At 48.1% G+C, this 26,211-nt stretch carries 25 protein-coding genes; 11 read left to right on the top strand and 14 right to left on the bottom strand.

Features of this window, described 5'->3' with window-relative positions; translation table 11 throughout:
* Positions 1 to 92: 92 nt before the first annotated feature.
* Entirely contained in the window at positions 93 to 632 is a 540-nt protein-coding gene (locus BLV54_RS01655; protein ID WP_090566808.1) for a macro domain-containing protein, read from the bottom strand.
* Positions 633 to 1,001: 369 nt separating this feature from the next.
* Between BLV54_RS01655 and BLV54_RS01660 the strand changes: the two genes are divergently transcribed.
* Entirely contained in the window at positions 1,002 to 2,999 is a 1,998-nt protein-coding gene (locus tag BLV54_RS01660; protein ID WP_218132289.1) for a Clp1/GlmU family protein, read from the top strand.
* A gap of 256 nt (positions 3,000 to 3,255) precedes the next feature.
* Here BLV54_RS01660 and BLV54_RS01665 read toward each other — a convergent pair whose 3' ends face one another.
* Complete coding sequence (locus BLV54_RS01665) at positions 3,256 to 4,614, bottom strand: D-alanyl-D-alanine carboxypeptidase family protein (protein ID WP_090566810.1); 1,359 nt, start codon at positions 4,612 to 4,614, stop codon at positions 3,256 to 3,258.
* A gap of 639 nt (positions 4,615 to 5,253) precedes the next feature.
* Here BLV54_RS01665 and BLV54_RS01670 point away from each other — a divergent pair.
* Positions 5,254 to 6,375 (top strand): site-2 protease family protein, encoded by a 1,122-nt coding sequence (locus tag BLV54_RS01670; RefSeq protein ID WP_090566813.1) that lies wholly within the window; start codon positions 5,254 to 5,256, stop codon positions 6,373 to 6,375.
* Between the two features lie 41 nt (positions 6,376 to 6,416).
* Here the strand turns inward: BLV54_RS01670 and BLV54_RS01675 are convergent, their stop codons facing one another.
* Positions 6,417 to 7,232, bottom strand: coding sequence for a CheR family methyltransferase (locus BLV54_RS01675; RefSeq protein ID WP_090566816.1), 816 nt, complete (start codon positions 7,230 to 7,232; stop codon positions 6,417 to 6,419).
* A 666-nt stretch (positions 7,233 to 7,898) separates the two neighbouring features.
* On the opposite strand from BLV54_RS01675, the gene BLV54_RS01685 reads away from it, so the two are divergent.
* Positions 7,899 to 9,098 carry a cupin-like domain-containing protein gene (locus BLV54_RS01685; RefSeq protein ID WP_090566822.1) on the top strand — a complete coding sequence of 400 codons (1,200 nt, stop codon included), beginning with the start codon at positions 7,899 to 7,901 and terminating at the stop codon, positions 9,096 to 9,098.
* 462 nt (positions 9,099 to 9,560) lie between these two features.
* Here BLV54_RS01685 and BLV54_RS01690 read toward each other — a convergent pair whose 3' ends face one another.
* Positions 9,561 to 9,845, bottom strand: coding sequence for a hypothetical protein (locus tag BLV54_RS01690; protein WP_090566825.1), 285 nt, complete (start codon positions 9,843 to 9,845; stop codon positions 9,561 to 9,563).
* 300 nt (positions 9,846 to 10,145) lie between these two features.
* Positions 10,146 to 10,466, bottom strand: coding sequence for a hypothetical protein (locus BLV54_RS01695; RefSeq protein ID WP_090566828.1), 321 nt, complete (start codon positions 10,464 to 10,466; stop codon positions 10,146 to 10,148).
* Positions 10,467 to 10,758: 292 nt separating this feature from the next.
* Here BLV54_RS01695 and BLV54_RS01700 point away from each other — a divergent pair, with 292 nt between their 5' ends.
* Positions 10,759 to 12,948 (top strand): copper-transporting P-type ATPase, encoded by a 2,190-nt coding sequence (locus tag BLV54_RS01700; protein WP_090566831.1) that lies wholly within the window; start codon positions 10,759 to 10,761, stop codon positions 12,946 to 12,948.
* Positions 12,949 to 13,378: 430 nt separating this feature from the next.
* Positions 13,379 to 14,137, top strand: coding sequence for a pentapeptide repeat-containing protein (locus BLV54_RS01705; RefSeq protein ID WP_218132290.1), 759 nt, complete (start codon positions 13,379 to 13,381; stop codon positions 14,135 to 14,137).
* A 79-nt stretch (positions 14,138 to 14,216) separates the two neighbouring features.
* Here BLV54_RS01705 and BLV54_RS01710 read toward each other — a convergent pair whose 3' ends face one another.
* The 8 genes from BLV54_RS01710 to BLV54_RS01745 form a co-directional block, all read right to left on the bottom strand.
* Complete coding sequence (locus tag BLV54_RS01710) at positions 14,217 to 14,990, bottom strand: hypothetical protein (RefSeq protein ID WP_218132291.1); 774 nt, start codon at positions 14,988 to 14,990, stop codon at positions 14,217 to 14,219.
* Positions 14,991 to 15,193: 203 nt separating this feature from the next.
* Positions 15,194 to 16,066 carry a M28 family peptidase gene (locus tag BLV54_RS01715; protein ID WP_090566837.1) on the bottom strand — a complete coding sequence of 291 codons (873 nt, stop codon included), beginning with the start codon at positions 16,064 to 16,066 and terminating at the stop codon, positions 15,194 to 15,196.
* Positions 16,063 to 16,332, bottom strand: coding sequence for a DUF504 domain-containing protein (locus BLV54_RS01720; RefSeq protein ID WP_090566840.1), 270 nt, complete (start codon positions 16,330 to 16,332; stop codon positions 16,063 to 16,065). The genes BLV54_RS01715 and BLV54_RS01720 overlap by 4 nt, the downstream gene beginning before the upstream one ends.
* Positions 16,329 to 17,369 (bottom strand): RNA 3'-terminal phosphate cyclase, encoded by a 1,041-nt coding sequence (rtcA, locus tag BLV54_RS01725; RefSeq protein ID WP_090566843.1) that lies wholly within the window; start codon positions 17,367 to 17,369, stop codon positions 16,329 to 16,331. The genes BLV54_RS01720 and rtcA overlap by 4 nt, the downstream gene beginning before the upstream one ends.
* Before the next feature lie 15 nt (positions 17,370 to 17,384).
* Entirely contained in the window at positions 17,385 to 18,275 is an 891-nt protein-coding gene (locus tag BLV54_RS01730) for an NAD(P)-binding domain-containing protein (RefSeq protein ID WP_090566845.1), read from the bottom strand.
* A 174-nt stretch (positions 18,276 to 18,449) separates the two neighbouring features.
* Positions 18,450 to 19,034 carry a DJ-1/PfpI family protein gene (locus BLV54_RS01735; protein WP_256329033.1) on the bottom strand — a complete coding sequence of 195 codons (585 nt, stop codon included), beginning with the start codon at positions 19,032 to 19,034 and terminating at the stop codon, positions 18,450 to 18,452.
* 475 nt (positions 19,035 to 19,509) lie between these two features.
* The gene (locus BLV54_RS01740) at positions 19,510 to 20,547 is read right to left on the bottom strand and encodes a methyltransferase (protein ID WP_090566850.1); all 1,038 of its coding nucleotides are present in this window, start codon (positions 20,545 to 20,547) and stop codon (positions 19,510 to 19,512) included.
* Between the two features lie 82 nt (positions 20,548 to 20,629).
* The gene (locus BLV54_RS01745; RefSeq protein ID WP_090566853.1) at positions 20,630 to 21,139 is read right to left on the bottom strand and encodes an SRPBCC family protein; all 510 of its coding nucleotides are present in this window, start codon (positions 21,137 to 21,139) and stop codon (positions 20,630 to 20,632) included.
* A 485-nt stretch (positions 21,140 to 21,624) separates the two neighbouring features.
* Between BLV54_RS01745 and BLV54_RS01750 the strand changes: the two genes are divergently transcribed.
* The 6 genes from BLV54_RS01750 to BLV54_RS01775 all read left to right on the top strand — a co-directional run bounded on the left by BLV54_RS01750 (position 21,625) and on the right by BLV54_RS01775 (position 26,039).
* Positions 21,625 to 22,401: a M90 family metallopeptidase gene (locus BLV54_RS01750; RefSeq protein WP_090566855.1), complete on the top strand. Its 777-nt coding sequence runs from the start codon at positions 21,625 to 21,627 to the stop codon at positions 22,399 to 22,401.
* Between the two features lie 3 nt (positions 22,402 to 22,404).
* Complete coding sequence (locus BLV54_RS01755) at positions 22,405 to 23,412, top strand: glucokinase (RefSeq protein WP_090566858.1); 1,008 nt, start codon at positions 22,405 to 22,407, stop codon at positions 23,410 to 23,412.
* Between the two features lie 312 nt (positions 23,413 to 23,724).
* On the top strand, positions 23,725 to 24,399 hold the full coding sequence (locus tag BLV54_RS01760; protein ID WP_090566861.1) for a DUF4126 domain-containing protein: 675 nt from the start codon (positions 23,725 to 23,727) through the stop codon (positions 24,397 to 24,399).
* Between the two features lie 143 nt (positions 24,400 to 24,542).
* Positions 24,543 to 24,728, top strand: a complete 186-nt coding sequence (locus tag BLV54_RS01765; RefSeq protein ID WP_090566897.1) for a type II toxin-antitoxin system HicA family toxin — start codon at positions 24,543 to 24,545, stop codon at positions 24,726 to 24,728.
* Positions 24,725 to 25,141: a type II toxin-antitoxin system HicB family antitoxin gene (locus tag BLV54_RS01770; RefSeq protein WP_090566865.1), complete on the top strand. Its 417-nt coding sequence runs from the start codon at positions 24,725 to 24,727 to the stop codon at positions 25,139 to 25,141. Before BLV54_RS01765 ends, BLV54_RS01770 begins: the two co-directional genes overlap by 4 nt.
* A 343-nt stretch (positions 25,142 to 25,484) precedes the next feature.
* The gene (locus BLV54_RS01775; protein ID WP_090566868.1) at positions 25,485 to 26,039 is read left to right on the top strand and encodes an HNH endonuclease; all 555 of its coding nucleotides are present in this window, start codon (positions 25,485 to 25,487) and stop codon (positions 26,037 to 26,039) included.
* Positions 26,040 to 26,059: 20 nt separating this feature from the next.
* Here BLV54_RS01775 and BLV54_RS17140 read toward each other — a convergent pair.
* Positions 26,060 to 26,211, bottom strand: a 152-nt coding sequence (locus BLV54_RS17140; protein ID WP_176969639.1) for a transposase, incomplete at its 5' end; no start/stop codon positions are given.

Raw genomic sequence — 26,211 nt, forward strand, 5'->3', positions numbered from 1 at the left:
GAGTATATTTACATCTGCGCCACCCTTCATGCCGACCAATTTTTGTTCGAATTTGCATGGCGCAATTGAATACTTGTGTTCTTTATTCTAAATCATGCTTCTGCAAACTCACCAAGAATTTGCTCGTATAGCTGTCGATCAGTATCGTTAAACAAAACAAAGCGAATATGTTTAACAGTCAAAAGTCTGGGAAGCATATCGAAAATTGTCTGGAAAGCGATCCTTGTAGCCGATTCTAATGGGTAGCCAAAAAAGCCCGTTGAGATTGCCGGAAAAGCAATGGAACTGATGCTATTATCCTCAGCCAGTTGCAGCGCATTACGATAACAACAGGATAACAGTTGATCAGAAGGCTCTTCTTTGCCGTAGACCGGCCCAAGACAATGAATAACATAGCGGTTTGGCAGATTATATGCTCTGGTTATGACCGCCTGGCCAGGCTGAATAGGCGCAAGCTTGCGGCATTCCTCTTCGAGGTCAGGGCCCGCCCCCCGATGGATCGCGCCCGCCACACCTCCTCCCATCCGCAACATGGCGTTAGCCGCGTTAACAATGGCATCCATATCAGATTGAACCGCAATGTTTCCCTGAACACACTCAATGGTTACGCCGAAGAATTCACGCTTAGTCATAAATTACATCTCCCATTATTGTATTAGAGTAAATTTATATCCCTTAACCGCTTTACTCTTTTACCACCTCAATGGCCTAGCTGCTGCAGCTTGCTCTTTGTCGACCTACCGTGACTGCGACCAACCGCTGGGCAAAGGCCAGGACTGAGATCTTTGATAGCACATAACCACTCACTCAGCAGATTGGGCAATATTACTCATGATGCTACGCATCATCAACCTTGAAGCTATACAAATCTACTTTTAACAAAACCTAGTTTAGCTTTTTCATCTTTGAAAATGATTGGAAACTACTTCGGTTAAAAAACTTTTGTGATCAAAATAAGATCAAAAATTATCAAGCTTTTTGCACGTAAGGAATAAGAATGCATGTATAGCGATATTAGACACAACTTGCCTGTTTTAGCTTATCGTGCGGCTGATATCGCCACCATTGTGTTAATGCACAATCGGCGAATATTGTTGTATGGTCCACCTGGAGTCGGCAAATCGACCTTGGCAGCACAATTGGCGCATGAACTCAACAAGGCTGGTCGAAGCTGTTACTGTATCTGTGCCGATCCCGGTTCGCCCGCCTTTGGTTTTCCAGGTGCTGTTTCTCTCGCTAGATGGCAATCGGATGACTGGCAGATTCGCAGTTATGAAGCTATCTGCAGTCTCAATGCAGGCCGTTTCCGCCTGCCGCTGGTTTTAGCGATACGACACCTCGTCCAATCCCTTGCCCAATCGCTTGATTACGACGTATTGTTAATTGATGCCCCTGGCGTAGTCCGTGGCGTTGCCGGCAGTGAATTGTTACAGGGTTTGTTCGAGGTGGTAGCTGCCGATGCTGTGCTCGCGCTTACTGCGGCTGATGGCCATCCAGCGCTGCTGGATGAATTGCGTAACTTGACAGACCAGCTCTTCGTGGTCCAAGCCAGCGTGGAGGCCAAGCGACCAGGGAAACGCAGTCGCGCTCGCCAGCGGACAATGCTGTGGAATAACTACCTTAAGCACGGTATTGAACACACAGTCGATCTTGCGCAAGTAAATATTATCGGCACACCGCCCCCCTTAGGCGAAGCCAGTGCCTGGCCAGGAAGACAGATCGCACTATTGAATCGCAATCAGACCCAGGTCATGGCCGAAGTGAAGCACTTGCACGGAAAGCAATTAACTGTCAGATTGCCATACTTACCGCACGCTTTCGATAGTTTATTGATCCGGGATGCGCAGCGCTCACTCAACGGTCTGGTAGAAACGGCTATACCGTTTGCGGCAGAGCCGCTCGAATACCTGCCGCCATCTACTGTGAATCGCCCACCCCAGCAAAATGGAGGAATGCGGATCATAGGTCGAGTCGGCCAAATCGATTTCTGCCTGGTTAATGGTATTTTTGGCGATCCGCTATTGCACGTGCGCTTGCGGCAGCAAAGGCGAAGCCTGCTGTTCGATTTGGGAGAGGGTGTGCGTCTGCCCGCACGCATTGCTCATCAGGTAACGGATGTTTTTATCAGTCACGCCCATATCGACCATATTGGTGGCTTCATGATGTTATTGCGGTCACGCATTGGTAAATTTCCACCATGCCGCCTGTATGGACCGCCAGGATTGGCTCAACACATTAAAGGATTCCTGCAAGGTATATTATGGGATCGGATCGGTGAGCACGCGCCCTGCTTTGAGGTAACGGAAATGCATACAGACCGATTGCTACGTTTTCGACTGCAGGCAGGCCAGGAAGCATGTGTGCAGCTCGACGAGGTCAAGTTGGAAGCAGGGGTTATCCTGCAAGATACGGGTTTCCGTATTCGAGCACAAATGCTGGATCACCATACGCCGGTGCTGGCCTACGCCTTCGAGCCGACAAAGGAGATCAATATCCGCAAAGATTACTTGCAAGCACATAACCTGAAGCCAGGACCTTGGTTGGCTCAGTTGAAAAAACACCTGTTGGCCGAAAATGACAGAGCAATAATTACTCTGCCTGATGGAATGGTGACTAATGTGGCTGCTATCGCAACTGATCTGACTCTGATCAAGCCAGGCAAGAAATTAGTTTATGCAACCGATCTTGCTGATACCGTGGATAATCGCAAGCGTCTCCAGGCTTTAGCCCGATACGCCCATACCTTTTTCTGCGAAGCTTGCTTTATGGAAAGGGATGTCAGCCAAGCTGCGCAGACTGGTCATTTAACCACACGCGCTTGCGGCGAAATTGCGACGGCTGCTGAAGTTGCCAGACTGGTACCCTTCCACTTTTCCCAGCGCTATGCTGACAAGCCACAGCAGGTTTATGATGAGATACATGCCGTCTGCTCACGTGTTGTCATGCCACCTCCCTTGCAGCCCATTGGGATTACCAACGAACAGGATGAACTAACCTAGTAAAACTAACATAGCTTAGCAGCGTCAGTAGAAATCAAGTAATCATTAGAGTTTGCGTGACTAAGTGTTTAATTTTTTTATGCCCCTGATTTCCTTGCACCTCGATCCCGGTTTTTTCCGTATGAAGACTCAATAGCTGTTATTTAGTAATCACCCTGCTTGATGGTACCAGTAGCCAAAACAGAGCCCTGTGATGTCAAAGTAAACAAAAATATAAACTGGGCTTTTTGTTAGCCGACAAAATCGGGCAGGTAAATTAGCTATGGGATCGTACCACCAGGCATTCTATTCCCTGCCGGGCCAGACTCTGGCAGGCGGTGTGCGCTTCGTTTTTCTGCAAACCCACCAATTGGGCTCGATAGAACTTACGATTGCTAATCTCAATCTCGGTTACCACTATTTCACCTGGTACCCAGCGGGTGGCAGCTTGCGCCTGGGCCTGGGCTCGATCGTACGCCTGATAGGAACCTATTTGAATTCCCCAGCTGTTGCTATCCACCACCGCAACCCTCTGGAGCGCAACATTGACCTCTGACGAAGTAGGCCGTTTCATCATGGCCAGTTCGGGAGTCTTTGGTTGCAAGGGAACCGGTTTAGAGACAGGAGCAGACATACTAGCCTTCATAGCTACGGCTGGCGCCGCATCGATATTGCTGACATTACGGGCTGACTTGGTTGCCAGTTCGGGGGTCTTTGGCTGCAAGGGAGCCAGTTTAGAGACAGGAGCAGACGTACTAGCCTTCATAGCTACGGCTGGTGCCGCATCGATATTGCTGACATTACGGGCCGACTTGGTCGCGACTGATTGCGTAAAGCTGCGATCCAGCAGCTGGGCCATTTGCCGATCGCGCGAGGCGGCGCTTTGTCCACCCATCACCACCGCAACTATCCGTCGATTACCCCGCTTGGCGGAAGTGGCCACATTGAACCCTGAGGCCCGGATAAAACCGGTTTTCAGGCCGTCAACACCCGGCGTGTTTCGTACCATGCGGTTGTGACTGTTATAGGTGATACCTTTGTAACGAAACGACTGGGTCGAAAAATAATGGTAGTACTGAGAAAAATCCTTCATTAACCGCGTGGACAAGGTTGCCATGTCCCGAGCCGTAGTTCTCTGCTCACTGTGCGGTAGACCGGAGGCATTGCGGAAGGTGGTGGAATACATGCCAAGCTTGCGGGCTTTCTCCGTCATCATGCGACCAAAGTTAGCCTCAGTGCCACCCAACGCCTCGGCTACCACCGCTGCTACGTCGTTGGCGGAGCGCACGATCAGTGCTGGAATCGCATCACGCACGTTAAGGGTATCACCCGATCGCAATCTGATATTAGTCTGCGGCATGGACGCTGCATGAGTCGATATCTGCATGGGAGTATCAAGATTCATCTTACCTCGCTCCATCGCCTCGAATAACATGTAGAGCGTCATCATCTTGGTCAGAGAGGCAGGATAACGGCTGGCATCAGCATTTGACTCGTGAAGCACTTGACCCGTATCCGCATCGATCACGATAGCAGCATGACGAGGATTCGCCTGTACCTGGCCTACCAGGGAGAGTAATAACAATACAACAAAGACAAGAAATCCTTTTCTCCTTGCACCTTTCAAAGCAAACATAGGACCTATCCTTTCTGCAATAATGCAAATCAATGTATTAATCAATGGACTCACCCATCAGCCTGTCCTGTCGATAGCCTAAATGAAACACTCTGCTGCTGAACAGCATATAAATTAACTTATCCATGGTCGTTACTCACATCGCAATTGTAATATCCCAAATAGCCTATGATTTAGGCAAAATGTAAATCATAGAGCTATGTGTGATATCCAATCAGCCTTCAATTGCTGCTGATCAGGTTACACAAGGGTGGCAAATTTAAATGATGGATATCATCCATCCCCCGCATGATCGTCAATTAGCCTGAGTTTTTTTCCTCAGCCCTGCTGGTTTGCAATATTTTTTCAAAAGCCATGTCCCTTTTTGTCGCTTGCTGAGCAGATTGTGATCACACATTTTTTCACACGCTACGCGGCCTAATCGACCACCAACCTTGCCTGCATGAGTACAGCGTGGCCGCTGCTCATGGTCGTTTAAAGTCAGGTCAACGTAATAGCTGCGATTTTATCCGAATTGCTGCTAAACGCCATACCTGATTTTGCAAGCTAATCAGTAATTCCAGGTGTTTGCACTAATTCTCTGCGGAGGAATATGAGGAGTATAGTGTGCTTATTACCGCTTCATCAAAGGATAACTAAATGCTGGAATCTTCATTTCGTCTCGGTACTGTTTTTGGTATACGTATCGGAGTGCACTATACGTGGGTTATCGTCTTTTTTTTGCTAATCAGCTCGCTGTTTGCGGTATTTAGAAATGCTCACTCAGAGTGGAGCAGTCATGCCACATTGCTGACCGCTTTGCTGGCTACACTGTTATTTTTTGTCAGTATCATCCTGCATGAGCTAGGTCACAGCCTGATAGCGATAGCTCGCGGGATCAAGGTGCGCGCCATTACGCTCTTTGTTTTCGGTGGTGTGGCGCAAACTGAGAAAGATGCAGATACTGCCGCAACCGAATTCTTCATTGCAATTGCAGGGCCCCTGGTAAGCTTTGCGCTCGCGGGTCTGTTTTATTTACTCAAGCTTTGGCTAATGCCATACAGTGAAACAGCCACAGCAATATTCGATTGGTTAACAACCATTAACTTGGTGGTAGCGATCTTTAATTTAATACCTGGTTTTCCAATGGATGGTGGCCGTGTTTTCCGCGCCCTGGTATGGAGAATCACTGGAAATGCTGGTAAAGGAATGGAATGGGCTGTAATGAGTGGCAAGATAGTCGCCTATGGCTTAATGGTTACAGGTATGCTGGTAGCCTTGCAGCCAGCCACGCTGATCAATGGTCTGTGGTTAATAGGGATAAGCTGGTTCTTGCTTGCCGTGGCAGAGGACAGCAAACGTGCTTATTTCAGGGAACACCTGGCTGGTCATGTATCTGTTGGTGATGTAACACAAAAAGAAGTGCCGACGATAGCTGCAGACATGAGCATATTGGACTGGATAGATAAAAAGATGTTACTGACCGGCCACCGTGCGTGTCTAGTGATTAAAGATAACCAAACTATCGGCCTAGTATCACTAAGTGATATTGTTAAGTGTCCACGCGAGCAATGGTCCAGCACGCCAGTGCGTGAGATCATGACCCCGCTCAAACGTCTTTATATCGCCAAGCCTAATAACAGCATCCTTGAGGTATTACAAATCATGAATGAGTATGGCATCAACCAAGTGCCTGTAGTCGACGAGGGTAAAATTGTTGGCTGGATCGATCGCGAACATATACTGAAGATTTTGCAACTACACATCGACACCGGCCGTTAATCCCGTCATCAAGCTCATCTAACTGAGGATATCAGGTCTTCCTATTCACGCACATAAATCGGTAATCGGGACTGCCATTGGCGCCAGCCGCTCATCCCTTCAGGCAGGCGCTCATGCGCACCCAGTACCAGTATGCTTCCCGCTGAAAGTTGTGTTTGTAATTTATGCAGAAATTGTACTTGTCTGTTTAAGCTGAAATAGGTGAACACCAGATTGCGGCACAGCACCAGATGATAAGATTGCGTACCAACCATCTGCTCTACATCAGCAAGTGAAAAAGTGACTGGCTGCTGATAAATGGGATGCAGACAATATTGATCATTGATTTGTCTGAACGCTCTTTGACGCCATTCAGGTGCTAAATTCTTCACACTGCTAAATGGATAGCACGCTTTGCGTGCCTGTTGAATCATGAGCGGCTCAATATCTGTTGCAGTAATCGATATTACAATTTCCGGGTAGTAGTTTTGCAAAACAAAAGACCAGAGTAACACCAGGCTATAAGCCTCTTCACCTCTGGCACAGCCTGCACTCCAGCAATATAAGTATTTTTCACCTCGCAGCAGCAGCTGAGCACACAATCGGGGTATTAATTCACTTTCAAGTCGATTAAAAACGACTTTATCACGATAAAAACGTGAGATGGTGACATGAGACAAGATGGCCAGAGTTTGCCATTCAGAAGCATGGCTAAGCAAATAATCACGATAAGCCAATTCATCCGCAAGACCTAGCCGGTTAATACGCTGACTAATACGTTTACATACCTGTTTTCTAACTCGGCGAAAACCCTGCCAGCGTAGTTGCATCTGCGGCAGGGCCCACTGCAAGAAGTGAATACAGGCTTCATCTTTCACAAGTATTATCTATTTAAAGCCAGCCAGCCTTTCCTGTTATTATTGATCAAAAATACCATCGGTTCTCAACAAAACCGGGCCTCACAATCCGGAAAGCATGATGTAGGTCCATGCAATATAGCATGGGATCAGCACATCAGTACTGCTAGAGTTTGGAGCCACCCGCTACAAAAGCAATATTCTTGCATCCAGTTATTGCTATCTAATCTAATTGTTAAACCCAGATTCCTCAGTTGATCGTTCATGCGGGTATTAACATTATGAATATAATAGTCTTTCCTATACATTTCATTCTCACCTTCCAGGTGTTTACGCTTCGGTGCGGAGTGCACGATTTTACAAGCACATAACTGCATTGCGACTCCTTGGCATGGAGCGACCATTCTGCATCGTTCGCCTTGCCCTGCGCTCGCAAAACCGCCACTCCATCCCGTCCAGCTAAGAAATCCAGATTAAAACTTTATCCGTCCGGATTAATAACACACCAGTCAGATCACTTGCTCTTTTCTTTCTCAATGCACCTCTCGCTAAGGAATAAAAATTGTAGGCTTCTGCATTATTGCCTATCTCTTTGTTATTCCTTAGCATCAATATGAAACAAAACAGGATCAATTCTCATTCTCAAACTGAAATTAAACACTGAGAAGAAAACAAAGGAGGCATTCAATGGAGATTGCTGACAAAGTACTAAAAAGAACAACACGGGCGTCTGTGAGAAACGTGCTGGCTATTCTGCTGGCTGGAGTAACGACATTTCTATATGCGGCGTGGCAATTAGTGATGGAGCAGCAATTTTTCTTGCGCATGTTTGTTGTAGAGCGAATAGGTAAACGGGGTGTAGTGAGACTGCCATTGGGGTATGTAAATGTGTTATCGCTAAAGAGCATCATGTTATGTCAACATCTGGCTAATAATCCTGACGTATTACGAAAGGAGCGTCAGCGAACAGAACAGCAGATATTACAAAGATTGAAAAACTACAACCTACCGCGCCGACTAATTCTAGATATTGCGGAATATCGTCCTGGCAAGATTGAGCCGCACCAGTTTTACCATGAGCACGTCAAACGCTCCATTCCGTGCGTATTGCGTGGATTTATGGAAAATGTACCCGCAGACTGGACACTCGCAACACTGGCAGAACGATTTCCTGATGCAGTGGCACAGGCTCTGAACAAGCACAGCATGAAGATGATCAATACATCACTATACCAGATCGCTAAGGATCGTCGCTGCGATTTCATCCCGCAACAATTACTGCTCGACCAAAACCCAGCCTTCTACCAACATTTTGATATCCCACGGTCACATGCCTATTTCCCAGTCATGGGTCGTCCATCCAAACCTATTCTGAGTTTTCTGATTCTCGGTCTCGGCACGGGGTTAAATGCCAATTACCACTGCGAAGAAGGTCTCAACTGGTATCTGGCCGTATCGGGAACCAAGCGCTGGACATTGATTGAATCCGAATATTCCTGGCTGTTATATCCGGCCGCTCGTGGCGATGGTATGCGACGGTTTGCAGCATTCCGCGCTGACGAACAGGGTGAGCCAAGTGATCGTGACGCTTATCCATTAGTGGAGTACGCTCCGCGTTATGAGTTCGACCTGCACCCGGGTGATGTTTTATTTTTCCCAGCATGGATGTGGCATAAGACCATCAACCTCGATGAAGAAGGACTAGGTGTTACTTGTCGCTATAGCGCACCAACGGTGATGTCGAACAGGTATTTCCGTGGCCTGCAGCTGCTTTCGACTGGTTTCTGGAAAAGCTGCCCTGAAGTCATCAGCAGCACCATTCGCGGCAATATTGGTGATCTAGCCAGGAACACCGCCCATAATGAACAGGAAACCATACTCTACTGAAAACCTGGCTGCGGGTTTTCAACAAGGCCCAAATTTGACTATTTTGATCGGCTAATCACAAATGCGCGTTGATGGAAAAACCGCTATCTTTACATGACGATAAACACCGACCGATTTTTAACTTAAAAAACAGACGAGTATAGAGCAAACGTGTATAAATCAGCAAGACAAGCATATTGAGACTTTAGTACTCTTTTTTCTCTTTCATTTTTAGACCATGGCTTTGAGCTAGCCCTCATTATTCCATTTCCAAATCAAACATGACGCAAGAGCGAGCCGCAGGCAGTATAAATAATACGGCAAGGAGAAGCCGACAAAATCAGGTTTGATTTAAAAATGGAATTAATCGTTACCATTCCAGAATTGCTGATTATTTCATCAGTTCACGCATGAGAGTGTGCACATCTACCGGCGCCCCCAGGCGGCGAGCAACCTCTAAAATTTGGCCAGAACTGGGCTTGACTAAACGGGAGCATGCTTTCGAGTTTGCGTAAATGGTGTCTTCACAGTAGGCTGGTCTTGCACCCGAGCAGGCAAGCGCATCGGCGTAGCGCGAACTGCTACAGTAGGATGGGTGTGATGCGAAGCATGCGCCGGAATTGGCGTAGTTATCGCTTTCGCAATAAGCTTCGCTAGCCAGGAAGCAGGCACCGGAGTGAGCGTAACTCGAGCTGCTGCAATATACTGGATGTGATGTAAAGCACGCACCAGAATTCGCATTGCTATCACTTTCACAGTAGGATGCATTAATCAAGAAGCATGCTCCTGCGTTGGCAAAACTCGTACTGTCACAATAGGAGAGATGCGAGGCGAAGCAAGCCTTGGCGTCAGCATTGGTAGTACTTCTGCAATACTCGGATGGCTCAGTGGGTAATGTAAATCCGCTGAGCAGATTCAGAAGCAGAAACAACAGTATGAATCGCCAGATACTTGTCATCACCTACTCCGATATATCCTAAATTTTGTCCTGGAAAGAGCGTCCACTACAGTCAACGCCCAAAACAGCATCAATGTAACAAAGTGAGAAAATAAGTCATAGACAACAGATCAAACGCTAGTATTGTGTGGCGTATCGACACCTTGGGTGGGCATCAGTCCAGTTCGGTCCGCTGTAACTCTGCAGTGTGGCTTATCATTGGCAATATCGAAATCATTTTCCAAATGAAATGGCTGCAGGTTCTCCAGATGATCCGGACTACCTGGTTTAACATTTACAATTTTCCAGCCATATTCTGACTTTGCATTATTATATTTTTGCCGGCTTATCCATGCGCCACATTGGTCCTGGCGCCACTCGGATATGTCTTGCCCCAGTGTCCCTCTTCCTTTTTCCCAGACTGCTTGTACCAAATTCTCATCGATAGTCATAGTCTTCTCCTGCAAAAAGGTTTTCTTAATATTTTCTAATAGTCAGAACTGCTTGTTCACCGATACCATCATTAAAATTTATTTGTCAATCTCGGTTTCGGTCTATTATTAGAAAACAGTGTAAGCAGCAAATTCCATCATGCAGGTAAGAAAGAAAATTTATCAGTAACACAGTGGTGATCTACCACCGCGTACTAACAAGCGTAGGTGGGTATTTGCCAGAAAAAACCCTGCTGAACACGCTTTGAGAACGCAGACGCAGCTGCGGACGGTTCATATCACGGAGGTTTATATGAAATCACAAAATGAGCGCCATGAGCACAAACAAAAGGGCAGCACAGCGCAATCCTTACCAGCTGCTGAGATCAGAGGATTCTATACTTGCCCCATGCATCCCGAAATTCGGCAAAAAGACCCGGGAAATTGTCCAATCTGTGGTATGGCGCTGGAACCGGAAGCGATGACTGGAGAAGAAGGTGAAAACCCGGAGCTGACCGATATGCGTGAAAGGCTCTGGCTCGGCTTGCTGCTAACTCTCCCCGTTTTCTTATTGGAAATGAGTGCCCATTTTAGGGGTCAGCTCTTTTACCTCAATACTCATTTAGCTAACTGGATACAGCTGGTACTGGCTACCCCAGTGGTGCTTTGGGCGGGAAAACCCTTTTTCACGCGCGGCTGGACTTCATTGAAAACGCGCAAATTGAATATGTTCACGCTGATTGCCATGGGCACAGGGGTGGCCTGGCTATACAGTTTGGTGGCAACGCTGGCACCTGGTATTTTTCCCACTGACTTCCAGCAGGTGAACGGCGCTGTGGCGGTATATTTTGAGGCTGCTGCAGTGATTACGGTACTTGTCTTGCTGGGACAGGTACTGGAACTCAAAGCACGCGAGCGGACAGGCGGTGCAATCCGTGCGCTACTCGATCTGGCGCCCAAAACAGCTCGCCGGCTTAGCGCCACAGGAGAAGAAGATGTACCACTGCAACATATCCATGTGGGTGATCTGCTGCGTGTTCGGCCTGGTGAAAAAGTTCCTTTGGATGGCATCGTTACCGAAGGACGCAGCGCAGTGGATGAATCGATGGTGACGGGTGAATCGATGCCCGTGAAGAAAGAACCCAACAGTAAGGTGATCGGTGGCACGATTAATCAGACTGGCAGTTTTGTGATGAAAGCCGAGCGCGTGGGTAAAGATACGATGCTTGCGCAAATCGTTCACATGGTGGCTGAAGCACAGCGCAGCCGCGCTCCAATTCAAAGACTGGCTGATGTTGTTTCTTCCTGGTTTGTGCCTGCAGTTATCATCATTGCTTTGCTGGCCTTTATCGGGTGGGTTGTATACGGACCGCCCTCTACCACCCTCAGCCATGCGCTCATTGCTGCAGTCAGTGTGTTGATTATCGCTTGCCCCTGTGCGCTGGGGTTAGCCACGCCCATGTCAATCATGGTCAGTGTCGGCAAAGGCGCACAAGTGGGCGTGCTCATTAAAAATGCCGAAGCGCTGGAGCGTATGGAAAAAGTAGATACGCTGGTCATTGATAAGACCGGAACACTCACTGAAGGCAAGCCAACAGTAACCAAAATTGTTACGACCGAAGGATTTACCGAAGACACGTTGCTAGCGCTGGCTGCTTCGCTAGAACAAAGCAGCGAACACCCGCTGGCGCATGCCATTGTCACAGCAGCGAAAGCAAAGAGGCTCGATCTATCTGCGGCAGATCAATTTGATTCACATACCGGCAAAGGTATTATCGGAAGAATAAAAGGGCAAAATGTTGCCCTAGGCAATGCAATGCTAATGGAAGAACAGGCCGTCGATGTTTCATCACTCAGTACGCAAGCTGATGCACTACGAGCCGAGGGTGCTACTGTCATTTTTATGGCTGTAGACAGCAAACTTGCCGGGCTGTTGGCCATAGCCGACCCGATCAAGACGACGACAACGGCGGCGATCAAGGCGTTGCAGCAAGAGGGTATTCATATTGTGATGCTAACTGGTGATAACCGCCGCACTGCTGAAGCTGTAGCCAAGAAACTCGCGATCACCGAAATCGAATCAGAGATTCTGCCAGAAGACAAAGGCAAAATTGTCAGAAAGCTGCGGGAAGCAGGACGAATTGTCGCTATGGCCGGCGACGGCATCAACGATGCACCAGCATTGGCTGCGGCCGATGTTGGTATTGCCATGGGAACGGGTACCGATGTGGCCATGGAAAGCGCTGGCATTACGCTGCTCAAAGGCGACCTGACTGGTATCGTACGCGCTCGCAAGCTATCCATGGCAACCATGCGCAATATCCGACAAAACCTGTTCTTTGCGTTTATTTACAACGCTGCCGGGGTACCTGTGGCAGCAGGTATGCTCTACCCTTTCTTCGGGATCCTGCTCTCGCCGATTATCGCCGCTGCCGCAATGTCACTTTCTTCGATCAGTGTCATTGGTAATGCCTTGAGATTACGCCTCACTCCTTTGCAGTAATCATCTGTTAATGTTTGTTGAAATGCAGCAAAATCATCAGAATATTTTCAATCTGAGTTAGCAAAATTACTTTCTGGATCATTTCTCAGCATGTTTGACAACATATAGGATCCTCGGTACATTCCGGCTAAATAGAAAAAGATGTTTATATTAACTCTCCTCCAAATGCAATTGTGTCAAGGGTGACGCGTTTCTCGAATGTGTCTGCGCGGAGCTGATCGGAGTAAATATCAAGACTTCCGTCGAATTCACGTTGCGTGAAACTACAATAGACTCGAAACGGCCTGGGAAATGGTCGATCAATGCTGTAACTACGAAAAGCGTCAGCCGGTGGTGAAGTCTTGAGTGCCTTGGCGTATGAGTCATGGAGTAAACCTTTTTCAATAGCCTACCTAAACCGTGCGTTTCCAAGGGAGTCACACTGATACTTATGTCCAAAAGAAAAATCGTATCACTATCGGTCACCGTGAAGAATCGACTAGATGGGGCCAGAACCATTGTTCATCCATCTGATATATCTCGTATTACGCCCACCATGCACCCTGCTTTCCGATCGCTCGCTAATTATTTTCGATGCTCTTTCTTGCTACTTTTGTTTATTTGCGCGGAAGCGCTTGCCCAAGAGGCACGCAACGTGGAGGGATGCAGTATCCGGCGAGGCACATTTTGCGTGGATATGAATCTGTACGGAAGCGATCTTCAAAATGCGAATCTGGCAAATTCCCAGTTCACCCGATCGGTACTTTCCAAAGCGAATCTCGCTGGGGCCAATCTAAATGAAGCGAATCTGTCGAGTACTCAACTACGCGAAGCCAATCTGAGCCAAGCTTCGCTGGTAAAAGCAAATGCCCGGGGCGCACGTTTTAATGACGCACAGCTAGTAGACGCGAATCTGCAAGGTGCTATTCTACAAAATGCGGATCTGAGTGGCGCTAATTTGACAGGAGCCAAGCTGACCAGCGCAGATTTCACCAACGCAAGACTTAGTGGCGCCAAACTCGACCATGCCGATATCCAGCGCGCCAACATGCGCGCCGCCCATTTGCGTGGAGCATCCCTGGTTAGCGCCAATTTGCAAGGGGTAAATTTTACCGATGCCGATCTGACCGACGCAGATCTGAGTGGAGCCAATCTCGAGCAGACTATTTTTACCATGGCGCGTACAAGTGGATGCAAGGGTTGTCCCTAATTCCATTTGCAAATCAAACATGGCGCAAGAGCGAGCCGCAGACAGTATAAATAATATGGCAAGGTGAAGCTGTCGACACTCACCCCGATTGCCCAAGCGCATCCCTCGGTACCCATACCCAGCCTTCTGAAGCCGGTATGTCGCTAGCCGGCGAAGCAAGCAACTCACGCTGCTCCGCATAGAGATAAGCAACCAGGGCGCAGGTCAAAGCATCCTCTTTGTCTTCATGACCTAAAGCATCATAGCGACTACGCAACCTGGCGATCATGACGGAGCGCTGGCATCCGGAGGGATAGGTTTCCAGCACAGTCAGTGAACAACCGTCGGTCCAGACGCCACAGCTTGAGATCTGGCGGGCAAATCGCGCCAATACATGCATCCCTTTGGTCGTCTGGCTGCCTATCATGTCCTTGATAGGCGACAACGGGGCAAGTCCCTGCTCGAACAGCAGACGCTCTGTCTTTCGGTACAGATAAGGGTTGCTGAACGAGTCGCCCAATGCTGCGACGCCTTTCAGTTCTGTGATCAAGTTGATCAACTCTTCAGAGAATCCCAGCGGTGTGTCGATCGCCAGATAGATGTGCGACATAACATGAATAGTGTCAGCAGCGGCACACGGTTCAAACAATGCCTGAATCCATGCATTGGAGGTTTCTGCCGCATTGATTGAATTGCGCAAGTTGCCGCGCCACGGCTGGCCGACAATAGCGAGCGATGCATCCAGGATCACGATGGCATCGTGACTCCTGCTATTTTTATCGCAATTCCAGCCACCTACATCCCAACCAATGTAAAAATCCTGGGATTGTGCAACACTACTCATCTTAACTAGCCTGCAACTGAAAGTACGCACTCCAGTCTATAATGAACCACCGAGATGACATCATTTTCTGCACTCAGAGCTTATTCAAGTGTAGGGACGGTGCGCAGGAAATGATCAACATTCAGCAGCATTAAATGATTCCTTCAGAAACTTTAGTCATTTTCATCATATGTTACGCCAAGATGGCAGTTGATTAATGTAAAACCAGCAATGGCCCATTTGCTCCGTTGCCATCACCGGGCTTTCACCAACACTGTCAGCGCACCGGCCAGTCCTTCGACCACACGCGCCATTTCGGCATAGTTGAGCTCCCAAGGAGTATCACTAGCACGATGATAGTGCGGATAGCGATAAAATGCTGTATCAGTGACCATCACTGCCTGATAGCCCTGCCGCCAGAACGAGAGCTGATCGCTCCATGAGACGCCTGGCACGATGGTAGGGCTTGCGAGCGTCTCGTACGGAAAATCCGAACTGGCGGCGAATGCTGCCGCAAATTGCTTAAGTGCACGACGTGACTTGAGATTGGACACAAAGCCGATAAAATTGCCCCGATCGGGATAGAACCAACGCAGAAGAGGTGGATAATTCTGACTGCCTGACTCGTCGCTATAACAACCGAGCATCTCGAATGAGAGCATTAGACGGATGTCATCATGCCGCTCACGCGCAGCTTGCGCATAGATCTTGCTTCCCATATCGCCGAAATAGAAGAACGGTGCTTCTTCATTCACAAATGCAACTAACCGCAGTGTGCGCTCGGGTTTGATTCCGACGAGAAGCCGTGCGATCTCGAGCAGAGCTGCGACGCCCGAAGCATTGTCATCTGCACCCGGGCTGCCTGTCACGCTGTCGTAGTGTGCACCGGCGAGCACAATCTCATTTGCCCGCACCTCACCGCGAATCTCGATCTCGAGGTTCTCACTCCATACACCGCCCGCATCATAGCCCTGGGCATGGACCTCATAGCCCAACTGGCCCCATGTATCACGGATGTAGTCGGCAGCAGCGTACAGCGCTTTCGGTCGCCACACGTTGCGCTCGCCGATCTCACCAGCAAGTTTTTCAACATGCAGCTGCAGCCGTTGTTCGAGTAGTGGTTTCATTTTGCTTTACTCCCAGGATGTCGTTCCCAGATAAGCGTTCCATCGCGCCAAACTTTTCGCACCCGATGAAACGGTACAGTATGCAGTGTGCCATCCTCCTCTTCTGCCTCGAATGTAAAGTGCTGACCTGATTCAATGTCTATCCGTTCGAGCGGCACACGCTTGAGCTGGTGTTCGACCTTATCTTCGTAGGCAAGCTCAAATTTTCCCTTACCGAATTCGGGATCCCAGCGGATGCGCGCGAGCAGTTCGTGAATCGGAATCATGACTGTTCTCCACGTGCTCTCACAGTAACGTATGCGAGCCCTGATGATTCAGTTACCTCGAACGTTACCGGCAGAAACTGTTCGATCAGCCACATTGCAGTGCGCGCATGCAACGAGACGCTGCGTGTGCTGAATGATCCACCCCCTACAAGCGCAAGGTAAACAAGCATTTGATCAGCTGCGTGGATATCGAGTGCAGCGCCCGCTGCAATATCTGTGGCAAGCTCTTCTCCCACAGTCTCACCAAGCGTCTCCGCGGATACACCCCGCTCTGCGACCCGCGCTGCACCGAGCACAGTGTGCTCGCTCTCGAGCCAGCACACGATGGCGCCGCCTGCACCGAAAGCCGCTTCGCGCCCCATAATCTGTGTCTCGATACTTGCCTGTGTGCCATAAGCGCCAAGCCGGTTAAGTACCGCTTGCTTCATTCGTAACGCAATATGCTCAGGAAGATTAGCTACATGCGCAACCCCGCAGATCGCCTTACTGTACCCAGACGCATCGAACACTGCAGATGAAAGCATTGCTGGCCTCACTGCGAGCTCGATCTCGCCGCCACCCCGTGGATAGTAGCCACGCCGCAGCACACGCATGGTCACCCGGGCACCAAGTCGCTCGACAAGCCGGATGATCACTTCGTGCAAGTAATCCGCAGCGGGTGCCTGTCGGACGTCGGTACCGCCAGTGATGTGCACTTTGCAAGGGAGATGGACCGCTAGCATGACTGGCAGCAAGGCTTGCAGCACTAGTGTAATGCTGCCCGCAGTGCCAACATCAAAGCGATAATCGCCACCACGAAGCATTGCTGGTTCGAAAACAATTTGTTGTGATCGTAAGATGAGGCCTTCGATTCTCGCGCTGCAAAGCTTGCCCACTGCAAGCACCCCAGCGAGGTGCTGCGCTGCGAGACCGGGTTTGTCGCGTCGTACACGAATATTCGTAATGCAAACTCCAGCACCGGTAATGGCAGACAACGCTACGGCAAGCCGCAGCAGCTGCCCACCACCCTCGCCATAGCTACCATCAATTTCGAGCATAAGTTACCCTATCAGTCACCCCCATAAGGAATAGCGATGCGCGCCTGGCTTGAGACTCGGAATACGCTTGGCGGCATCGAGCATCACCCGTGCAGCGAATGTCGGCACATCAAACCGTCCTTCCAGCAGCAAGGTGGCATGCGCACCTGTTCGCTCGGTACCGATACGTTCCAGCATAATGCCGCGACCTTCCTCTTCCAGGGTGGCAATGCTCTCGACTTCGAACACATGTGTCTGTTCGCCCACGAAAAGCGGATCAGCAGCGAGGGCAGCCTCAACTTTATCGAGCGAGGCGCCCTCCGAGCCCTTTGCACCCTTTACGCCCTTTGCACCTTTTGCGAGTTCGACGTAGACATAGCGGGTCAGTTTCCCCTGCCAATCCCGCGTCTCGGTGGCAAGCGCTCCTTTCACACCTTCGATACCTTCCACCACTTTGGTGTGATGAAGGCTCGCGCCTGGCCGACTGGTGCGCTTGGTGTGACTATCTGGAATCAGTGTCGTGAACGCGCGCTCGAACAGCCGCAGCATACCCGGATTCCATCCTGCCCCAACAATGGCACGCGTACTATGGTGGCGTGCTGCATCGCCGATTGCATCGTAATGCATCTCAAGTGCATGCCCTTCGAGCACCGCACACTCGATAACAGGGATTTCTGCCTGCAACAATTCGCGTGCAACACCGAGGACGACATCTGCAGGCACACAGATCAGTGCTACATCGATACGCTTCAGGTCACGAATATGCGTGACCACCGGGATCTCGCCAAGCGGATCGGGCAATTTAATTGGTGAAGTTGGGCGCCGAACAACACCAGCCAATGCAAGATAGTCTGTATTGCGTAATGCAAGTGCACAAGCACGCCCTACTCGCCCAAAGCCGATGACTGCAATGTTAAGCTTCGCCATGAGTCTTCCCTCCGTACCTCTCTAGGAAAAGTGCTCGCTGAGCTGTTTAATTTTTTAGTGTCTTCCTATTCGACCTCTCTTTTTACATCAAGTGCAATCGCAAGTATTCGCTGAAGCAGTTTAGTTCTGCGTAATACTCATATTGGCTCAATCTATGGATATGATGTGTGTTCCCTATGGTTTAATCTTCGTTCCCAGCACTTGCAGGAATTTGGCGAGCCAATCCGGATGCGCAGGCCACCCTGGGGCAGTCACCAACTTGCCATCGACGTGAGCCTGATCCATTGGAATATCCACATACTTGCCACCTGCACGCGTAACATCTGGCCCCACCGCTGGATAAGCAGAACACGTCTTACCCTCGATGACTCCAGCTGCCACCAGGAGTTGCGCACCATGGCAGATGGCGGCAATCGGTTTGTTCGCTTCTGAAAAATGTTGCACCATTTTGATTACTTTTTCGTTCAGGCGGATGTATTCAGGTGCGCGCCCTCCAGGAATGACCAGCGCGTCGTAATCTCCTGCCTTAACCTTGGCAAAAGTTGCATTCAGCGTAAAGTTGTGCCCTGGCTTTTCGCTATAGGTCTGATCTCCCTCGAAATCGTGCACTGCCGTGCGCACTGTCTCACCTGCCTTTTTATTGGGGCAGACAGCATGGACAATATGTCCCACCATCAACAGTACCTGGAAAGGTACCATGACCTCGTAGTCTTCCACATAATCACCAGCCAGCATCAAGATTTTCTTTGCACTCATCATGCACTCCTTTTTGTTGTGTTTTGCAAGTTGTCTTTCTGGCAGCTATTGTAGCGAATTGGCTGCTAATGAGTCGGCTGGTAGTCAGTTTAAGCTGGCCAATTTGGAAAAACAGTGAGAAAAAACCAGTTATTGAACCTTATTCCATTTCCCAATCAAACATGGCGCAAGAGCGAGCCAAAAACAGGATGAATAATATGGCAAGGTAAAACCGACAAAGTCAGGTTTGATTTAGAAATGGAATTACAGTTAGCTCGTTGATCAGAAAGATAGAGACCGCCTCCGAAAACAAGACTCATGGTCAACTTTCTTTTTGAAATTAAAGACGATGCCTAACAGACTGTTGAAAAACGTATTCGAGGCAGTCGATGATAGGCAGAAACATGCGAAAAAAGTGGAGTTTATACCTGAAAAATGAGCATTTGGAGCCTGTTTTTAACACCGCAGCGATCAACTGCGGTTTTTAGGTTTCAACAGCCTACCACGGCTTGCGGCCAGTCACGATACTATAATAGCCAAAAGCTTTATGTATTTGAATTTCCTCAAATCCAATTTCCTTCAGCATCGCTGACAACTCCTGACCGGAATATTGTTTGCCCTCAGTCCAACCCAACATCATCATGCTGAATGCTGCGGAAGCGAAAGGACCGGTTTTTTCATCGTTATAAAGCATCTCATGAATCACGATCCGTCCTCCGGATTCAAGGCTATCGAAGCTTTTCGCGGTCAGAAAATGACATTTTTCTGGCAGCCAATCGTGATACATATTCGAGAAAAAGTGAAGATCCGCAGCAGGCCAGTGGTCTCGCCAGATATTGATATCACACGTTTTAACGCGATCTTGTAGTTTGTAGTGGGTAATATAGCTCTGTGCAATCTCACACACCTGGGGGAAATCCAGGATATGTGCATGTAAATTTGGCCATCGCAAAGTAGCGCCAATCGAATGTGCGCCAGATCCACCCCCAATATCAAGCATCATCCGGTGCTGGGAAAAATCCATGATTTGTGGCCAAACGAGCGCTGGTGTCATGCTGATACTGTGCATGCCGCAAGTGAAGCGTTGGAGCAATTCGATTTGCTCTTCATGAGATTTAAAAATATCGCCTCCTCCGTAAGCCTGAGCAGAATCGGTGAAGACTGCTTTCTCCAGACCAGCATAGGTACATACTTGATAATTGTCGATCATCAGATCCCAAAAATATCCAAAGTAGTTTGGGCTGTTTTCGAGCAGATATTCTCTGGTAACCGGCGTCAGCGAATAGTGTCCCGCTTGTAAAGACAGAAAACCTAATGCAGTAGCCGCCGTCAATATTGCCTCGGCGGGACGCTGCTTTATGTTCAGTGCACTACAAATTTCCGGCAAAGTGCGTGTGTTTTCAGCCAGCAAAGGAAAAACTCTCAGCCGATGAGCCAGGAGCAGTGCTGGATAGCCATAAATCGCAAATACCACATCCCAGAGCGGACGATCATCCACCTGTGGTACCTGAATATTGGAAATAATATCTCGCGCCATTTATTCTCCTTTTCTGACTACAAGTAACTGACAGAGTTGGTCAATCGTAAGTATGCATTATTTATTAACAATTGTTTGCTACTCAGGTTGCAGAAGTTTCGATAGATTTTTCTGCCTCTATCAGGCGCTTGATATTCTGAACTGTGCGTTCAGCCCCATCTTTTATGGCGGCACGGACTAATCCCTCGAAAGGCCGCATGACTACTAATAGTTCAAGCAACTCAAAAGAAAACGTCAGCCTGGTAGATTTCTCAGGATTGATATCCTGCAATTCATAAGTACAGCGAAAGGGATCAGATACGCCGACAAGTGTTAAACGCACACCCGGCTCATAAGTAAAAACTTTAAAGCGCGATTCTGTACGTCGTCCCAGATCGAGACGCACTTGTCGCCCAATCGTTCCAAGTTGCACTGGGCCAGGCGTGAGCTGCTCAAGCTCTTGAACCTCCGGCGACCATTTTTGATAATTTTGAAATAAATCTTGACCAAGATATTTGAATAGATCTTTGGTCGAACATTCCACTAAAGTAGAAGCTCTCCCTATGACCGGTTCTGTAGAACCCAAGTTGAGCATGGAGCCTAAATTGAACATATTACAAGAGTCCCTTCTGGCTAGTTGATGTTCGACTCAGCATCTGTCAAAACGAAGCTTCGCTAACAAATTTGTTCACAACTTCTCAGCTTATTTCTTGTCGATTAACCTAGACCTTAAACGAATCAGGGATCAGTTTCAAGCTCTTTGTATAAAAAAAACAGCTTGGGAAATCAACCCCTATCCGAGAAAGTAACAGAATGGTATAAAATTAGCAATATAGTTAATTTAGCAGGGAAGACCTGACTGAGAGATTGTGAAAACGAAGTTTCGCCAATAAATCGCTGTGTTGGGCGATATTCGCTCCTCACCTATTTATTTGATTTGATATGTAGCTACGCTACTAAAACTTCGTTTTATCGAAACTCACTCCGTTCGTTTTCTCGTCGCTGCGTTTGTCCGCTTTGCACTGGGACCATTTCGTTCACTTATTCAGATCTTCCTTAGCTCAACTAAAACTTCATTTCCAAACATCTTGAAAGCTTATGTCATGGGGTCTGAAAAATTGGTGGCGACAGCATATTCTTAAACATGAACCGATAGCTGAAATCAGTTGGCAGAATGCTCTGGCACAACTACACTTTCTGCAAGGATTAACTCAGTCTGAAATCATACAACTGCGGCAATGGGCGACTATTTTCTTGCACGATAAGAAAATAAATGGCGCACAGGGTCTCATTGTCACGGAAGAAATACGTGTCATGATCGCAGCACAGGCCTGCATCCTGATTCTGAATCTTGATCTGGATTATTATCGCGATTGGCTAGAAATCATTGTCTATCCAGGGAAATTCATTCTTGATTATGAGTACACCGACGAGCTTGGCATCGTTCACGCTGTCCATATGGCCGCATCAGGCGAATCCTGGCTCGCTGGACCCGTCATTCTTTCGTGGGAAGATGTCACCGATATCAATAATAAACAAGGACATAATGTGGTAATACATGAGTTTGCCCATAAGCTGGATATGTTAAATGGTGCTGCCAATGGTTTTCCCCCACTGCATAGCAATATGGATCCTCACCTCTGGACTGCAGTCTTTAGCAAAGCTTTTGAAACTTTCCGTGAGCAAGTCGATAATGAGGAGGAATTAATCATTGATCCTTATGCCGCCACCAGTCCGGCAGAATTCTTTGCGGTACTGAGTGAAGCTTTTTTCGTCAAGCCGTGCGCAACAAAACAACATTTCCCACAGGTCTATCAGCAGTTATCCGCGTTCTATCGCCAGAATCCGGCGATGCGATGGCCCCACAGGAGCTAATTGATGAGCAGCTATTTTATTTATGGTGACATAGGTGGCACCAAAACATTATTGCGTACAGAAGTAGTAAATGGAAATAAAACTGAACCATGTTACGAACGGCGCTATGACAGCCAAGCTTATGCTGATTTCAATGAGATACTTGCTGATTTCCTTGACAAAGCAGGGATGAATAAAACAAATCGTTATCCAACGTCAGCTTGTTTTGGGATAGCAGGTCCGATTGTTTCACAACGGGCAAAGCTGACTAATCTGCCATGGTTGATGGATGCATCAGCGCTTGCGACGGAGTTTTCCATACCCAAGGTAAAGCTGATCAATGATTTCGAAGCTGTGGCAATCGGTATTGAAAGGTTATCCCGAAATGATCTGGCAACGCTGCAATGGGGGGTAGCAGATGCGCAAGCAATGCGGGTAGTGCTAGGCGCGGGTACCGGTATGGGTGTCGCCTGGCTTCATTGGCAAGGTGATCGCTATATTCCGTTACCCACAGAAGGAGGGCACATTGAGTTCGCCCCTACTACCTCCTTGCAGATGGAATTACTTGATTATTTGATGAAGAAATTTGACCATGTCTCAGTAGAGCGGATTCTTTCAGGACCGGGGTTGACCAATATTTTCAATTTCCTGCAAAACGATTCAACAAGATTTCCTGGTATCGTCGTAAATGAATTAAAGGAAGACAGCGGCGCGATCATCACTAAGCTGGCGTTTGAGCAAAAGTACCCAATCGCACAGCAAGCATTGGAGCTGTTTGTTGAAATCTATGGCGCCTATGCCGGCAATCTGGCACTCTTGGGATTATGCCGGGGCGGCGTGTATATTGCTGGAGGAATTGCACCCAGAATTATCGACACCTTGATGAAGGGTAGTTTCATGCACGCCTTCTGCAATAAAGGAAGATACACAGGAATGATGAGCGAGATTCCGGTCCATGTCATCATGAACCCGCAGGTGGGTTTATTGGGTGCTGGTCTCGAAGCGCAGCGGTTGATAAATGCCAGCGCTTAACAGAACAGGCTGTTGAAAAACGTATTCGAGGCAGTCGATGGTAGGCAAAAACAGGCGAAAAAAACGGAGTTTATATCTGATAAATGAGCATTTTGAGCCTGTTTTTAACACCGCAGCGGCAACGTAGATAGTTTTTCAATCGTTTTGGTAAAACACCTTCACACACTCCCTACTACAAGAAATCATTCCATTTCCAAATCAGACATGACGCAAGAGCGAGCCGCAGACAATATAAATAATACGGCAGGGAGAAGCCGGCAAAGTCAGGTTTGATTTAGAAATGGAACAACATGACCAAAAAGGTATATCGATATGAGTAGTTATGAAGCATTAATGGCCACGTTGGCGCTCACGATGGGCGCATCGTGGGCAAGCGGAATTAATTTGTATGCAGTCATGCTGGTGCTGGGCCTCGGCGGCGCTACTGACAATATCAACTTACCGACCGAACTGACCGTGCTAGAAAATCCATTGGTGATCGGTGCAGCGGGGCTGATGTACATAATTCAATTTTTTGTCGACAAAATACCCGGTTTGGATAGCGCCTGGGACACCCTGCACACTTTTGTTCGCATTCCTGCAGGTGCTATGCTGGCAGCCGGCACGGTGGGAGATGTCTCTCCCGCGCTGGAAATAGCGGCAGGAATTTTAGGTGGCGGCGTTGCCGCCACCAGTCATGCCACTAAAACAGGCACACGCTTGATGATCAACACCTCACCCGAACCGGTCACCAACTGGTCTGCCTCGATTAGTGAAGATTTGTTGGTACTAGGTGGCTTATGGACTGCATTGCATCATCCCATATTATTTCTAATACTGTTCGTTATTTTTATTGGTCTGGCCATCTGGTTATTGCCCAAATTGTGGAAATTGATCAAAGGCGTCTTACTCAAAATGGGTAGATTCCTTGGTATGGCCAAAGATAGCGCTGCTGAAAGCAGCTATGCCTCTCAGTCAGGAGCTGAAACCAAGCAGCCGGATAAATAAACTTTTGTAGCCTCGTCAGTATTAGGCACAGTTCGTTGTCTTTTGAATTGGCTAGCTTCTCCGTTATATCGAACCAGAATGAGAGAATTGACCAGTCCCTCTTATTTTGATTGATATATCAATTTCGGTATATTATTCATAACATGAACGGAAACGAAATCATCAAACGACTGAAATCTGAAGGATGGCGAGTGAAAAGGATTCGTGGCAGTCACTATATGATGGAGAAAGACGGTTGTGTTGTTCCTGTGCCCGCTCATAGCTCTACCGAGATAGGAAAAAGCCTTCTATCGGCAATCGAAAAACAAACCGGGGTTAAATTAAGATGAATACCTTATATCCAGCAATCTTTGAACCACAAGAGCCTTCTGGCTACTTTGTATGTTTCGTCGATATTCCCGAAGCCATTACGCAAGGGGAAACCATCGATGAGTGCTTATTTAACGGCACTGAAGTCCTCTCCATGGTGATGGAGGAATATTTGGATTCGGGACGCGATATTCCGCTTCCAACTGCAAATCTACCCGATGCCCACTATATCGCCCCGGACGCGCGAATACAGTCCGCCATACTGGTACGCTGGGCACGCGGAAATCGCTCGCTGGCTGAAATTGCCCGCGCTTTAGAGACTTCCTGGCCATCCGCTCAGCGCTTGGAAGATCCTCACCACTGGCCTTCCCTCAAACAGCTTGAGAAAGCTGCTTCCGTATTGGGCAAGAAGCTGGTGCTATCGCTTGAGTAAACCAAGATCGGGCTTCATCTGTCCCAGCCGCCTATGCTATCTGATCGAATATGATCGCCAGCGGCCAGTGCTGAAAAAAAATTGGGATCAGCGTTAAGTTACTCAGATCCTAATTTGCCTATTTCTCTCTGCTTTTTCTCTTTTTCTTTTAAAAATTTTGGCTTATTCGTCACATTTGTGGATCTAACCATGTTTATTATGATGAAAGATAAATCGATCTATTTCCATAAAATACAAGGAGATATCATGCGGTTTACAGTAATAGATTTCATTTTTGACGTAATGGATTGCATCATTTCAGAGGTTTAATTTTAGTTAGCGAGCAAGAAAGAGTATCCTGGCTATGGATTGGCAAGAAATCTACAAAGACATTGAGGATAAACTTCTGCGGCATTACCAGTGCGATATCTGGGAGCGAGGACTGTATTACTATCTACTCGGGAAATCCCGCATTCGCGGCCTTGAGTCAATAACGGTTCCGCTATCACAAATATCGAATGCTTTGAAGTGTTCGGACTTCCAGTCTCGAAAAACCATCCGATCGCTTGCTGAGAAAGGGTGCATAGAATTAGAACAAACACGTCTGGGGCATTTCGCAAAGGTTCTTCTCCCTAGCGAGCTATCTCTGCCTGAGCAATCAACCGAAGAACCCCCGATTGATATTGAAACCATAGACTTCTATAAGAGCCGACAGTATTTGTCTGCTTTACTAAAGCGCGAGCGTGGGCAGTGCTTTTATTGCCTCCGGGATATCAATGAGGGTTCATGTGAACTGGATCATATTGAATCACAATTGAAGGGCGGTGGTAACGGCTACCGAAACATAGTCGCCTCTTGTCATCAATGTAACACCAAGAAGCAGGGCGGCAGCGCTGAAGACCATATCCGGCAGATATAGCTGATCCCATATAAAATGATTTAAAGTGCATAAGCGGTAAAGAGCTGCTCGATGGAGCATCCTTCCTTTTTTCTGATTGTTTTGGCCTGGGCCCATTTTGGTTCAATGTCATTAAAGTCTGGAGAATAAGACGGCAAATATTCAAGCGTGTGCCCTGCATTGGCAAAAGCAG

The organism is Nitrosomonas sp. Nm33, assembly GCF_900107265.1.
Lineage (GTDB): Bacteria > Pseudomonadota > Gammaproteobacteria > Burkholderiales > Nitrosomonadaceae > Nitrosomonas.